A 13,791-nucleotide genomic window follows, 5' to 3' on the forward strand; every position below is an offset into this window, starting at 1 on the left:
CGCCTGCCGGTGCGCCCTGCGTGTTTGCCGGAGCGTTCTCCATGAAATCCCCTTGCTGGCCGTCCATTCGGGCGGTGCTGTGCTGTTGTGTGTTCATCATTCCCGTCCAGGCGTGGGCCGAGGTCGATCCTGACGACCAGGCCAAGACCCTGGACACGCTGGTGGTCACCGCCACCGCGCCGTCCACGCCGCTGACCTGGGTCACCGATCCGCGCCTGCCACGCCAGCCGGTGCCGGCCAGCGATGGCGCCGACTACCTGAAGACCGTGCCGGGGTTCGCGGCCATCCGCAATGGCGGCACCAACGGCGATCCGGTGCTGCGCGGCATGTTCGGCTCGCGCCTGAACGTGCTCAGCAACGAGGGCACACTGATCGGCGCGTGCCCGGCGCGGATGGACAACCCGCTGTCCTACATCGCGCCGGAGACCTTCGACCGGTTGACCATCATCAAGGGCCCGCAATCGGTGCAGTGGGGGCCGGGTGCCTCGGCCGGCACGGTGCGCTTCGAGCGTGACACCCCGCACTTCGACGTGCCGACCCTGGAGGGCCATGCCAGCGCGTTGGCCGGTTCGAACGATCGCAATGACCAGACCATCGAAGCCACCGCCGGCAACCGCATCGGCTACCTGCGCGCCACCGGCAACCGCTCCGAGTCGGACGACTACACCGATGGCAACGGCATGGTGGTGCCCTCGCGCTGGCGCAAGTGGAACGGCGATGCCGCGCTGGGCTGGACGCCCGATGCCGACACCGTGCTGGAAGTCTCGGCCGGCACCGGCGATGCGCTGGCGCGTTACGCCGGGCGCAGCATGGATGGGGCGCAGTTCCGCCGCACCAGCTTCGGCGCGCGCCTGGAGAAAAACAACCTGCCAGGGGCATGGGACTCGATCAGCGCCAGTGCCTACGACAACGATGCCGACCACGTGATGGACAACTACTCGCTGCGCACGCCCAATCCCGGTTCGTCCATGCCGATGGCGATGGCGTCCAATGTCGACCGGCACACCACCGGCGGCCGGGTCGCGGCGCAGTGGCGCTGGGCCGAAATCGCCATTGTCGCCGGCCTGGACGCGCAGCACAGCCGCCACCGCGAGCGCAACGGCGCCGGCCGCGGGACGTACGCGACCCTGCCATGGAGGGTCGATGCGCGCACGCGCAACCTGGGCGCCTTCACCGAGCTCACCCTGGGCGCGCAGACGGCCAGTCGCTGGATCGGTGGGCTGCGTATCGACCGTGCCCAGGCCAAGGACGAACGCGCCAGCGCCGGCATGATCGCCAGGCCCAATCCGACCGCCGGCCGCACGCGCCGCCAGGACCTGGGCAGCGGTTTCCTGCGCCACGAGCGCACGCTGGCCGGCGGCCTGACCTGGTATGCAGGGCTCGGCCATGCCAGCCGCATGCCGGACTACTGGGAGCTGCTCTCCGCCGACAAAGGCCCGCGCGGAGCGGTCAACGCCTTCGAAGGCGTGCGTCCGGAGCGGACCACGCAGCTGGACCTGGGCCTGCAGCATCACGGCGACCGGCTCGATGCGTGGCTGTCGGCCTACGCCGGCCATGTCGCCGATTACATCCTGTTCGACTACCACGCCGGCGGGATGATGGGCACGACCACCACCGTGCGCAATGTCGATGCCCGCATCGCCGGGGGCGAAGCTGGCCTGGACTGGCGGCCCGCCGACGGCTGGAAGCTCGGCGGCACCCTGGCCCATGCCTGGGGCCAGAACCGCACCGACCGCACCGCGCTGGCGCAGATGCCGCCGCTGGACGCGCGCTTGACGGCCAGCTGGCAGGGGCAGCGCTGGTCGGCCGGCCTGCTGCTGCGCGCGGTCGCAGGCCAGGGCCGGGTGGCGATCGACCAGGGCAACGTGGTCGGCCGCGACCTGGGACCCAGCGCGGGGTTTGCCACGCTGGCGCTCAATGCCGGCTACCGCGCCAGCGACGCGCTGCAGTTCACCGCGGGCGTGGACAACCTGTTCGATCGCGCCTACAGCGAACATCTCAACCTGGCCGGCAGCGCCGACTTCGGCTTCCCGGCCGATCCGGTGCGGATCAACGAACCCGGCCGCACGCTCTGGCTCAAGGCCGATGTGCATTTCTGAAGGCCGCGCGCCGAGGGCCTGCGACGCGCGCGACGTGTATACCGTTTTGCTGTACCCCGGCGCCATCCGCCACTGCACTTTTGGGAAAGAGGATCACGCCATGCTGAAGACCTTGTGTATCGCCGCGCTGCTGTCGCTGGCCCTGTTCGCGCATGCGGCCACGCCGGCGCCCACCGTGCAGGTGCAGCAGGCGTGGATGCGCGCCAGCCCGCCGCACGCGCCCACCGCGGCCGGTTACCTGACCCTGGTCAACACCGGCACCCAGGCCGACCGGCTGCTGTCGGTCAGCAGCGAGGCGGCCGAACGGGTCGAACTGCACGGCAGCGAACTGCAGGGCGGGGTGATGCGCATGCGCATGCTCGGCGACGGCCTGGCGCTGCCGGCCGGCGCCCGGGTGGCGCTGGCGCCCTCGGGCACGCACCTGATGTTCATCGCCCCGCGCCAGCCGCTGGTGGCCGGGCAGACGGTGCGCGCGATCCTGCACTTCGAACATGCCGCCCCGCAGGTGGTTGACTTCCAGGTGCTGCTGCTGGATGCCACTGCCGCGCCTTCCCATCACCACGACATGCCGGGCTCGAAGATGTAGCCGCAGCGGGCCGGCGGGCCGGCTTTCACGGGCACACGGGGAGTGCGGGGGCATGAAGCGGATTTCGGTGATGATCGCGCGGCTGTACGCACCGGCGCCGGTGCTGGTGGCGGCCGGCTGGGGGCTGTCGTTTGCGGTCGAACATGCGCGCGGGCTGCTGGGTGCGCAGGGTGCGCACCTGGCCGGCTCGCTGCTGGCCCTGCTGGGCACCGCGCTGGGCGTGGTCTGGGCACTGCTGGCCAGCTGGCGGCTGTACCTGTGGCTGCGTGGGGTGGAACAGGGCCGCTGCCCCTGCGGCGGCCTGCTGTCGCAGCCGCGCCGCAAGCGCCACGGCCAGCCCTACCGCAAATGCCTGTCCTGCGGGCAGAAGCTGCCGCTGGTCGCAGCGTCGCTGGCCGACTCCGAAACCGGCGCCTGACGCCGCCGCGGCCTCACGCCGCCGGCGGGACCGCCCGTGCGGCTTCGGCCCGGGCCTGGTTGCGCAACAGGAACCGCTGGATCTTGCCGCTGGGGGTCTTGGGCAGTTCGTCGACGAAGGCGATCTCGCGCGGGTAGGCGTGGGCGGACAGGCGCTTCTTCACGTACTGCGCCAGTTCCTCGGCCAGCGCGTCGCTGCCGGTGGCGCCTTCGCGCAGCACCACGTAGGCCTTCACTACCTCCGTGCGTTCCGGGTCGGGCTTGCCGACCACGGCGGCCTCGATGACCTCGGGATGCTCCAGCAGGCAGCTTTCCACGTCGAACGGACCGATCCGGTAGCCAGCCGAGGTGATCACATCGTCGCTGCGGCCGACGAAGGCGATGCTGCCGTCCTGGTTGCGCTCGACCGTGTCGCCGGTGAGGTACCAGCCATCCTTGAACGGCTGGCGTTCGGTCTGCAGGTAGCCGGTGAAGAACAGCGCCGGCGAATCGGCGATGTGCACGGCCAGCATTCCGGGCTTGCCCACCGGCTGCGGCTGGCCGGCTTCGTCCAGCACCTCGAGCCGATAACCGCGCAGCGGATAGCCGGCGCTGCCCAGCCGCACCGGATGAGCCAGCCCATGGTGGTTGCACAGGATCATGCCGGTCTCGGTCTGGCCGTAGTGGTCGTGGATCACCGTGCCCAGGGTCTTGTCGAACCAGCGGATGACTTCAGGATTGAGCGGCTCGCCGGCGCTGCTGACCGCGCGCAGCTGGCCCTTTATCGGCGCGGCCGCGGCCTCGCCGGCAGCCATCAGCATGCGGTAGGCGGTGGGTGCGCCGGCCAGGTTGGTCACGCCCAGCTCGGCGATCGTGCGATAGCAGCTGTCCACGGTGAACGGGCCTTCGTGGAAGGTGATCGAATGGCCCAGCGCCAGCGGCCCGACCACGCCGTAGTACAGGCCGTAGGCCCAGCCGGGATCGGCGATGTTCCAGAACACGTCGTCCGCGCGCAGGTCCACCGCCTCGCGCATGTAGGTGGCCATCACCTCCAGGCCGCGCAGCGGCACCATCAGGCCCTTGGCGGCGCCGACGGTACCGGAGGTGAACATGATCATGAACGGGTCTTCGCCGGTCAGCGGCACCGGCGCGAAGGTGGTGGGCAGGCCGTCCAGCGCCTGCCAGAAGTCCTGGTCGCCTTCGCCCTCCAGGGTGAGCACCGGCGGCGCAGCGGTGACCTGGTCCAGCTTCGGGCGCTGGTCCGGCGAGCACACCACCAGCCTGGCGCCGCTGGAAGACAGGCGGTGCTCGAGCGCCTTGGGCCCGAAGGCGGTGAACAGCGGCTGGTACACACAGCCGGCCCGCCAGGTGCCCAGGATCACGATCAGCAGTTCCAGCCGGCGCGGCAGCAGGCCGGCGACCACATCGCCGGGCTTGAGCCCGCGCGCGACCAGCAGGTGCGCGAACTGGGCCGACCAGGCATCGAGCTGTTCAAAGGTGTAGCGGCGCACCTGGCGCTGCAGGTCCACCCAGCACAATGCTTCGCGCTGTTGGCCCAGGTGGGCGCCACAGCAGGCGATCCAGGCGTTGACCGGACCGGCCGGCGGCGCGGGCGGCAGCTGGCGGACGTGTTCGAAATAGTCGCGGCGTTCGGTGTTCATGCACAGGGTCCCGGGTTGCATGGCCAAACACTACCGCGTTCGGCAGGCAGGCCGATTGTGCCGCGCGCCATGGCCTGCCGGCAGCACGCGCCGGAGCGCACTAGACCAAAAGACCAGCCCAGGGCCGCCCGCAGGCATGAGCAAGCCAGCGCGCCGCCACACGCTGGCTGTCCCGGGCCTAGGAGCGGTGGCCGTGGCAGCGGCGTCTGGCCCGATGGACTGGCCTGCAGGATAAAGGACAAGGTGCGGCCGGGCGTGCCGATGCTGAAGTTCGATCACCACATGCTGGGCGACAGCCCGCTACAACTGTTCGTGGATCCCGCACTCGCGCTTGAGCCCGAAGAAGCGCGTGTCTTCCTCGCGCATGCCCGGTTCCAGACGGCGGGTGGTGTGAAAGTCGCCAATCGAGACATAGCCTTCCTCCCACAGCGGGTGATACGGCAGGTCGTGGGCCTTCATGTACTGCCAGATGTCGCGGTCGGTCCAGTCGGCGATCGGGCTGACCTTCCAGCGCCCCTCACGCAGTTGCACGATCGGCGTGCCGGCGCGGCTGGTGGCCTGCTGGCGGCGCAGCCCGGTGAACCAGGTGCCCACTTCCAGCTCTTCCAGCGCACGGCGCATCGGTTCGACCTTGCGCAGGCTGTTGTAGTGCTCGATGCCGACCACGCCCTGCTCCCACAGCCGGCCGTGGCGCGCTTCCATCCAGGCGCGGCTGACCAGCGGGCGGTAGATCCTGATGTTGAGCTTGAGCCGCTCGATCAGCGCATCGGCGAAGCGGTAGGTCTCCGGGAACAGGTAGCCGGTGTCGATCAGCACCACCGGGATGTCCGGTTTCTGCTGGGTCAGCAGGTGCAGCGCGACCGCCGACTGCGCGCCGAAGCTGGACGACAGCGCGGCCTGCGCCGGGCCATGTTCAAGCGCCCAGGCGACCCGCGCTTGCGCGCTCATGGCTTCGAGTGCGGCGTTGGCTGCCTCCAGGTCGATGGCGGCCGGTGGGGCCTCGTGCAGGTCGTCGTTGGCGGGCAGGGCGGTCATGGGTGCAGTTCCACAGGAATGGAGCGGTGGGTCGGGTAGGGCGGCAGCTCGATCTCGCCGACGCGATGCAGGAAGTCGCCGAAACCTTCGTCGGCGGCACGCTCGGCGGCGTAGCGGCCGAACAGTGGATCGAGCGCGCCCAGGATCTGGTCCTCGGTGATGTTTTCGCGGTACAGCGTGTTCAGGCGCTGGCCGCGATGGTCGCCGCCGAGCATCAGGTTGTAGCGGCCCGGGGCCTTGCCGACCAGGGCGATCTCGGCCAGGTAGGGACGCGAGCAGCCGTTGGGGCAGCCGGAGATGCGCAGCACGATCGGGGCCTCGACCAGCGCGTGCCTTTCCAGCAGCGGCTGCAGTTTGTTGCTGAAGTCGGGCAGGTAGCGCTCGGCTTCGGCCATGGCCAGGCCGCAGGTCGGCAGCGCCACGCAGGCCATGGCCTTGCGCGCCAGCGCCGAAGACAACGCATTGCCGGCGTCCAGGCCGTGCTGGGCGACCAGCGCATCGATCACGGATTTCTGCGCGGCGCCGACGTTGGAGATCACCAGGTTCTGGTTGCAGGTCATGCGGAATTCGCCCCCGTCCAGCACGCGCGCGATTTCGCGCAGGCCGGTCAGAGCCTGCCCCGGACCTGATCCGGGGTGGGTCGCTTCGCCGACATCGGCGATGCGCCCGGCGCAGATCGACAGGGTCAGGTGCCAGCGGCCGTCGCTGCCTTGGGTCCAGCCGTAGCGGTCGCCGTTGTGTTCGAAGGCGAACGGCCGCGCCGGCTGGAACTGCACCCCGGCGCGCTGTTCGATCTGCGCCTTGATGAAGTCCAGGCCCTTGTCGTCGATGGTGTACTTGAAGCGCGCACGCTTGCGCACCGCGCGGTTGCCGAAGTCGCGCTGGGTGGTGACCACCGCGGTGGCCACCTCCAGCAGCTGCTCGCGGGTGATGAAGCCGACCACGTCGGCCACGCGCGGATAGGTTTGCGCATCGCCATGGCTGGCGCCCATGCCGCCGCCCAGGCTGACGTTGTAGCCGACCACCTGGCCGTGCTCGATCACGCCGATGAAACCCAGGTCGTTGGCGAACACATCGACATCGTTGATCGGCGGCAGCGCAAAGCCGATCTTGAACTTGCGCGGCAGGTAGGTGTCGCCGTAGATCGGCTCGGGTTCCTCGCCGGCGCCGGCGACTTTCTCCTCGTCCAGCCAGATCTCGTAGTAGGCGCGGGTGTTGGGCAGCAGGTGCTCGGAGGTGGCGGCCGCATCGGCGTACAGCGTGGCGTGGGCATCGGACAGCAGCGGGTTGGCCGCGACCTGGACGTTGCGGTTGACGTCGCCGCAGGCGGCCAGCGTGTCGATCAGCGCGGCGTTGATCGCCTGCATCGTCGCCTTCAGCTCGCGCTTGATGATCCCGTGGAACTGGAACGCCTGGCGGGTGGTGATGCGCAGCGAATGGTTGCCGTAGCCGGTGGCGATGGCGTCCAGCTTGAGCCACTGTTCGGGGGTGATCACCCCGCCCGGGGTGCGGGTGCGGATCATGAACTGGTAGGCCGGCTCCAGCTTCTGCCGACGGCGCTCATCGCGCAGGTCGCGGTCGTCCTGCTGGTAGCTGCCGTGGTACTTGATCAGGGTCTGGTCGTCCTCGCGCAGCGCGCCGGTGAGCGGATCGGCCAGGCTCTCCAGCAGGCTGCCGCGCAGGCGGTGGCTGTGGGCCTTGATGTCTTCGACGGAGTGGCTCATGGGCGGGGACGACCAGCGCAAAGGTGGGGGCGGGACCGGGGACCGGGGACCCGGGACCCGGGAGAAGCAAAGGCAACGGCGTACACGGCTTTTCCGGGTCCCCGGTCCCGGGTCCCGGGTCCCGGCACCTCAATAAACATCGCGCGCATAGCGTCCCTCGCTCTGCAGGGCGGTCAGGAAGTCGTGCGCGTCCTGCGCATCCAGCGCGCCGTGCTCGGCGACGATGTCCTGCAATGCTGCGTGCACGTCCTTGCCCATCGCGATCGAGCCGCACACGTACAAGTGCGCGCCCGATTGCAGCCACTCATAGACCTGGCGGCCGCGCTCGCGCAGGCGGTGCTGCACGTACAGCTTGTGCGCCTGGTCGCGCGAGAACGCCAGGTCCAGGCGGTCGAGCTCGCCGCGCCTGAGCGCGTCCTGCCATTCGCTCTGGTAGAGGAAGCCGCTGTTGAAGTGCTGGCTGCCGAAGAACAGCCAGTTGCGGCCGGCCGCACCGGTCTCGGCGCGTTCCTGGACAAACGCGCGGAACGGGGCCACGCCGGTCCCCGGCCCGACCATGATGATGTCGCGCGCCGGATCGGCCGGCAGCCGGAAGCGGTCGTTGGCCTCGATGTACACCGGGGCGTGGTCGCCTTCTGCCAGGGCGGCCAGATAGCCACTGGCCGAGCCCAGACGGTCCATGCCGTGGGCCTGGTAGTGCAGGACATCCACGGTCAGGTGCACCTCCTCGCCGACCCGGGCGCGGCTGGAGGCGATCGAATACAGCCGTGGGGCCAGCGGTCGCAGCGCAGCGAGCAGGTCTTCGGGCTCCCACTCGGCCGGCCAGCGGCGCAGCACGTCCACCAGCTGGTGGCTGCCCAGCAGCGCGGACAAGTCGCTGGTCCGGCCCGGGGCCAGCAGCGCGCTGAGTTCGCTGGCCCTGGCCTGGGCAGCGTGCGCGGCCAGGAACGGGCGCGAGAGCCTGGTCAGTTCGCGATGGCCGGCCAGCCAGTCGCGCAGGCTGCGTGAATGGCCCTGGAGGCTGACCTGGGCATCGCCGTCCAGCGCCAGCGCTTCAAGCACCGGCTCGACGATGGCGGCCGGATTGCGATGGACAAAGCCCAGCGCGTCACCGGGCTGGTAGCTCAGGCCGCTGCCTTGCAGCGACAGCTCCAGGTGGCGCACCTGCTTGTCGGCCGCGCCGTGCTGGCCAAACGCGGGCCCCTTGAAGTCGCGCCCGCTGATCGACTGGTTGGCCAGCACCTCGGCCTGGAACGGCGCGGCGTGGGAATACGCCGGCGCGGCCGCGGCCGGGCGCAGCGGCGTGACCGTGGCGGTGGGCGCGGCGCTGGCGGCCGGCTTGAGCGTCCTGCGCGCCTGTTCCAGCGCCTGCGTCCGCCATGGCCCGGCGACAGTGTCGATGTCCAGGTCGGCCTCGCCGGCAGCGAACAGGCGGGTCGCACCCAGCTCGGCCAGGCGCGCGTCCAGGCGCCTGGAGATGCCGCAGAAATCGGCATAGCTCGAATCACCCAGGCCCAGTACGGCAAATTTCAGCTCCGGGAGCCGGGGTGCGCGGCGACCCTTGAGGAACTCGGTAAAGCCGATCGCGTCATCCGGCGGGTCGCCCTCACCCTGGGTGCTGATCACCAGGTACAGCAGGCGCTCGCTGGCCAGTTCGCGGGTGGGGTAGGCGTCGGTGCGGACCAGGCGCACTGCCAGGCCGGCCGCTTCCAGTTCGGAGGCCAGGCCCTCGGCGACCCGCCTGGCATTGCCGGTCTGGCTGCCGTAGAGCACCGTGGCGCGTTCGCCGGGCGTGGCCAGCGGGGCACCGGTCGCGGCTGCACCCTGGAGCAGGGCCAGCTGCGGGGCCGGGTGGGCCGCCTGGGCCAGGCCGGCGGTGAATCCGGACAGCCACCACAGCGAGGCGCTGTCCAGGCCGTCGACCACCCGGGCCAGCAACGCCTTGCGCTCCTCGGGCAAGGGGCTGACGGACAACGCGGGAGGTACAGCAGACATCGCAATTCCAGGCGGTTTGGCAGGCGAGCGATGCTAGGCCTGTTTCCAAGCGGCTTGAAAGGATGGGGGGTTATGGGCTTATGCCGCGCGCTTATTTCGCTGATGCATAAGCGATGCCACACTGCCGTTTCCGCCAGCAGGGCGCGGCTGAAGCGCCGCCCGCCTGCCGCCGGAGGTTCCCTTCGTCCGTGCGCCATCCAATGACCGTTGCTGTTTCCCTGTCCCATCTTGACCGGCTCGAAGCCGAAAGCATCCACATCCTGCGCGAGGTCGCCGCGGCATTCCGCAACCCGGTGCTGCTGTATTCGGTGGGCAAGGACAGCTCGGTGCTGCTGCACCTGCTGCTCAAGGCCTTTGCCCCGGCGCCACCGCCGATCCCGCTGCTGCACGTGGATACGCGCTGGAAGTTCCGCGAGATGATCGCCTTCCGCGACCAGCGCGCCGCCGAGACCGGCGTGGACCTGCGCGTGCACATCAACCCGGACGGCATCGCCCGGGACATCGGCCCGTTCACCCACGGCGCCACGGTCCACACCGACATCATGAAGACCCAGGGCCTGAAGCAGGCGCTGGAGCAGTACAGGTTCGACGCGGCCATCGGCGGTGCGCGCCGCGACGAGGAAAAATCGCGCGCCAAGGAGCGGGTGTTCTCGTTCCGCAACGAGCGCCACCGCTGGGACCCCAAGAACCAGCGCCCGGAACTGTGGAACCTGTACAACGCGCGCATCCACAGCGGCCAGAGCGTGCGTGCCTTCCCCTTGAGCAACTGGACCGAGCTGGACATCTGGCTCTACATCTACCGCGAGCGGATCCCGGTGGTGCCGCTGTATTTGGCCGCCGAGCGGCCGGTGGTCGAGCGCGACGGCGCGCTGATCATGGTCGATGACGATCGTTTGCCGCTGAAGGACGGCGAGGTGCCGATGATGAAGTCGGTGCGCTTCCGCACGCTGGGCTGCTACCCGTTGACCGGGGCGGTCGAATCGAGCGCCGATACGCTGGAGAAGATCATCGCCGAGATGCTGGTGGCCACCACCTCCGAGCGCCAGGGCCGGGTGATCGACCAGGATCCGGGCGCGTCGATGGAACAGAAAAAGCTGGAAGGGTATTTCTGATGGACGGGCAGAGGCAGGTGAACACCGACATCGCCGCGTATCTGAAACAGCACGAAGCCAAGCCGCTGCTGCGCTTCATCACCTGCGGCAGCGTGGACGATGGCAAGAGCACCCTGATCGGCCGGTTGCTGTATGACAGCAAGCGCCTGTTCGACGACCAGCTGGCGGCGCTGGAAAGCGACAGCCGTCGTCATGGCACGCAAGGGGCGGGCATCGATTACGCGCTGCTGCTCGATGGCCTGGCCGCCGAGCGCGAGCAGGGCATCACCATCGACGTGGCCTACCGCTACTTCGATACCGACCGGCGCAAGTACATCGTCGCCGACTGCCCCGGCCACGAGCAGTACACCCGCAACATGGCCACCGGTGCCTCCACCGCGCAGGTGGCGGTGGTGCTGGTGGACGCGCGCAAGGGCCTGCTGACCCAGACCCGCCGGCACAGCTACATCGTCTCGCTGCTGGGCATCGGCCAGGTGGTGCTGGCGGTGAACAAGATGGACCTGGTCGGCTTTGACCAGGGCGTGTTCGAGCGCATCGCAGGCGACTATCGCGCGCTGGCCGCGCAGCTGGGCATCGCCCAGGTGCAGTGCATCCCGCTGTCGGCGCTGGAAGGCGACAACCTCTCCAGCCGCTCGCCCAACACCCCCTGGTATGCCGGCCCCAGCCTGCTCGAACACCTGGACACCTTGCAGCTGGACAGCGTCGACGCCGCCGGCGGCCTGCGCCTGCCGGTGCAGTACGTCAATCGGCCGCACCAGCATTTCCGCGGCTTCGCCGGCACGATCGCAGCCGGCCAGGTGCGCCCGGGCGATGCGGTGGTGGTGCTGCCTTCGGCGCGGCGTTCGACCGTGGCCAGCGTGCGCGATGCCAACGGCCAGGTGCCAGTGGCCCGCGCCGGCCAGGCCGTCACCCTCACCCTGGACGATGAGATCGACATCAGCCGCGGCGATGTGATTGCCGCCGCTGGCGACCCGCCGGAAGTGTCCGACCAGTTCGCCGCGCACGTGCTGTGGATGGACGACGCCCCGCTGCTGCCGGGCCGTCCGTACTGGTTGCAGATCGGCACGCGCACCGTGTCGGCCAGCATCAGCGAGATCAAGCACCGCATCGACGTCAACACCCAGCAGGCCATGGCCGCCAAGCGCCTGGCGCTCAACGAAGTGGGCGTGTGCAACCTGTCGCTGGACGAGCCGATCGCCTTCGAGCCCTACGCCCGCAACCGCACCCTGGGCGGCTTCATCCTGATCGACCGCCAGAGCAATGCCACCGTCGGCGCCGGCACGCTGGACTTCGCCCTGCGCCGCGCCGGCAACGTGCACTGGCAGCACCTGGACGTGGACAGGGCCGCGCGCGCACGGATCAAGGGCCAGACTCCGCGCGTGCTGTGGTTCACCGGCCTGTCCGGCGCCGGCAAGTCCACCATCGCCAACCTGGTCGAAAAGCGCCTGCACGCGCTGGGCTACCACACCTTCATCCTCGACGGCGACAACGTGCGCCATGGCCTGAACCGCGACCTGGGGTTCACCGACGCCGACCGGGTGGAGAACATCCGCAGGGTGGTGGAAGTGGCCAGGCTGATGACCGACGCCGGCCTGATCGTGCTGGTGAGCTTCATTTCCCCGTTCCGTGCCGAGCGGCAGATGGCGCGCGAGCGCTTCGCGCCGGGCGAGTTCATCGAGGTCTTTGTCGACGTGCCGCTGGCCGTGGCCGAGGCGCGCGACGTCAAGGGGCTGTACGCCAAGGCGCGCGCCGGCCAGATCCCCAACTTCACCGGCATCGACTCGCCGTATGAAGCGCCGGAGGCACCGGAGCTGCACCTGCTGGCGGCCGAGCAGTCGCCCGAGTCCATGGTCGCCCAAGTCCTGGCGCAGCTGGAACTGGACGATCGTCTGTCGAGTTGACCTTTGCGGAAGCGGCCAATGTCGGCATGGCGGCGCACCGGCGCTTGGTCCCGAGCCGCGCCAGTGAGAAAGACGCCCTGCTGCCGGTTGTCCGGACCACGCGCGCGTCACCGCAGCGCCGGCACTTGGTGGGAGCCAGGCATGATGCTAGCTTTCGCGGAAGGGGCCACCACGGGTGCTTGCATGCGCCAAGGATCGGACACATGAAGAGGATGCGTTTTTCCGCAAGAGGTTTTTCCCCGGCCATCGCCAAGCTGGCTTTTTCGAGTGTGATGGCATTGGCCTTGTCGAGCATGATTTCGCCCAAGGCGATGGCTGGTGCTGTTTATCGCTGCGATGGGTGCACCTCCTCCGAAAAGATGGAGGTGGCTCGCTCGGGTCCACTCGGATTTACCTATGTCGTGGACACTGCAGCCGCCGAATTAACCCTGTGGTCAGTGGAGTATGACGGCGAGAGCCGGCGTAAAAAAGCCAATGAATCAAGGGTAGATAGCGTCACCTACAACAGATTTCGATTCTTCCTGGAAAGACCATCCGCTGCGCCGGGACTTTCGGCAGCGGGGACATCTGCTTCGGCACAAGCAGGAGGAGGGGGCAGCGGAAGTGAACCATTCAGTGACGCGGTGAAAATATCTCCAAACGACTGGAATCGTGCGCTTTTCTACCAGAATCCATTCGACGATTTGTCGGGCTCCAATGCCTACGAGGTTGTAAATTCTGCGTCCGAAAGGACCATGCTCGGTCAAAATATAGCGACGGCCCTGGCGGCTAGCGGCACTGGCAATGCAGCGATCGACAAGCTCGGGCCTGCCTTGAACTCCTTTATGCTTGGGCTGGGTGGCGCAGGGAAGTTAACGATAGTGATTGTGTGGAGTGACGGATCCAAGACTACCTACTATGTAGATTCTCAATCCACGACTGAGGCTAAATACGTGACCGGGGAGAGTCGAGATTCTCTGGGCAACCCTGTTCCTGACGCTGCTGCTTCATCGGACCGTGCTGGGGAGATTTACGGAGGGCAGTTTTATTTCTCTTCGGATGCGGGCCTCAGTGACTGGGTAAATACGGCCCGGAATTACGGCGTGCCGGTGACGGGTTCTTCCAGTGGCTCCAGGCGCCTGTCCTGTACATGGGATGGGGAGCATCTGGCCTGCAAGTTCATCTGATCCAGCCCGTGCAGGTCATCAGCCGGTGCCGCGAACGCGGGGCCTGAGCATGATTGGACCTTGCGGGTCAGCCGCAGGCACTGTGCGCGCAGGCACCCGTGGGACCATCCGCGGAG

10 protein-coding genes are annotated in these 13,791 nt (G+C 68.6%); 6 read left to right on the forward strand and 4 right to left on the reverse strand.

Translation table 11 applies throughout. From position 1 onward, the window contains the following. Positions 1-41 precede the first annotated feature (41 nt). The 3 genes from DSC_RS02485 (at position 42) to DSC_RS02495 (ending at position 3,103) form a co-directional block, all read left to right on the forward strand. Positions 42-2,099: a TonB-dependent copper receptor gene (locus DSC_RS02485; RefSeq protein ID WP_043290343.1), complete on the forward strand. Its 2,058-nt coding sequence runs from the start codon at positions 42-44 to the stop codon at positions 2,097-2,099. A gap of 100 nt (positions 2,100-2,199) precedes the next feature. Then, positions 2,200-2,685, forward strand: coding sequence for a copper chaperone PCu(A)C (locus DSC_RS02490; protein WP_014159543.1), 486 nt, complete (start codon positions 2,200-2,202; stop codon positions 2,683-2,685). 52 nt (positions 2,686-2,737) lie between these two features. After that, positions 2,738-3,103, forward strand: coding sequence for a hypothetical protein (locus tag DSC_RS02495; protein WP_014159544.1), 366 nt, complete (start codon positions 2,738-2,740; stop codon positions 3,101-3,103). A gap of 13 nt (positions 3,104-3,116) precedes the next feature. On the opposite strand, the gene DSC_RS02500 is transcribed toward DSC_RS02495, so the two are convergent. The 4 genes from DSC_RS02500 to DSC_RS02515 all read right to left on the reverse strand — a co-directional run bounded on the left by DSC_RS02500 (position 3,117) and on the right by DSC_RS02515 (position 9,496). Continuing rightward, the gene (locus DSC_RS02500; RefSeq protein WP_014159545.1) at positions 3,117-4,742 is read right to left on the reverse strand and encodes an AMP-binding protein; all 1,626 of its coding nucleotides are present in this window, start codon (positions 4,740-4,742) and stop codon (positions 3,117-3,119) included. Between the two features lie 300 nt (positions 4,743-5,042). After that, positions 5,043-5,777 carry a phosphoadenylyl-sulfate reductase gene (locus DSC_RS02505; protein WP_014159546.1) on the reverse strand — a complete coding sequence of 245 codons (735 nt, stop codon included), beginning with the start codon at positions 5,775-5,777 and terminating at the stop codon, positions 5,043-5,045. Further along, positions 5,774-7,501 carry an assimilatory sulfite reductase (NADPH) hemoprotein subunit gene (gene cysI / locus DSC_RS02510; RefSeq protein WP_014159547.1) on the reverse strand — a complete coding sequence of 576 codons (1,728 nt, stop codon included), beginning with the start codon at positions 7,499-7,501 and terminating at the stop codon, positions 5,774-5,776. The genes DSC_RS02505 and cysI overlap by 4 nt, the downstream gene beginning before the upstream one ends. Before the next feature lie 129 nt (positions 7,502-7,630). Then, on the reverse strand, positions 7,631-9,496 hold the full coding sequence (locus DSC_RS02515) for an assimilatory sulfite reductase (NADPH) flavoprotein subunit (protein WP_043290344.1): 1,866 nt from the start codon (positions 9,494-9,496) through the stop codon (positions 7,631-7,633). A gap of 200 nt (positions 9,497-9,696) precedes the next feature. Here DSC_RS02515 and cysD point away from each other — a divergent pair, with 200 nt between their 5' ends. From cysD to DSC_RS16475, 3 genes are all read left to right on the forward strand, one after another. Next, the gene (gene cysD, locus DSC_RS02520) at positions 9,697-10,608 is read left to right on the forward strand and encodes a sulfate adenylyltransferase subunit CysD (protein ID WP_014159549.1); all 912 of its coding nucleotides are present in this window, start codon (positions 9,697-9,699) and stop codon (positions 10,606-10,608) included. Continuing rightward, positions 10,608-12,509: a sulfate adenylyltransferase subunit CysN gene (gene cysN / locus DSC_RS02525; protein ID WP_014159550.1), complete on the forward strand. Its 1,902-nt coding sequence runs from the start codon at positions 10,608-10,610 to the stop codon at positions 12,507-12,509. The genes cysD and cysN overlap by 1 nt, the downstream gene beginning before the upstream one ends. Before the next feature lie 203 nt (positions 12,510-12,712). Continuing rightward, a complete protein-coding gene (locus tag DSC_RS16475; protein ID WP_148268079.1) occupies positions 12,713-13,675 on the forward strand; it encodes a hypothetical protein in 963 nt (320 codons plus the stop codon). The last annotated feature ends 116 nt before the right edge of the window (positions 13,676-13,791 follow it).

Origin of the sequence: Pseudoxanthomonas spadix BD-a59, assembly GCF_000233915.3 — a bacterium.
GTDB lineage: Bacteria > Pseudomonadota > Gammaproteobacteria > Xanthomonadales > Xanthomonadaceae > Pseudoxanthomonas_A > Pseudoxanthomonas_A spadix.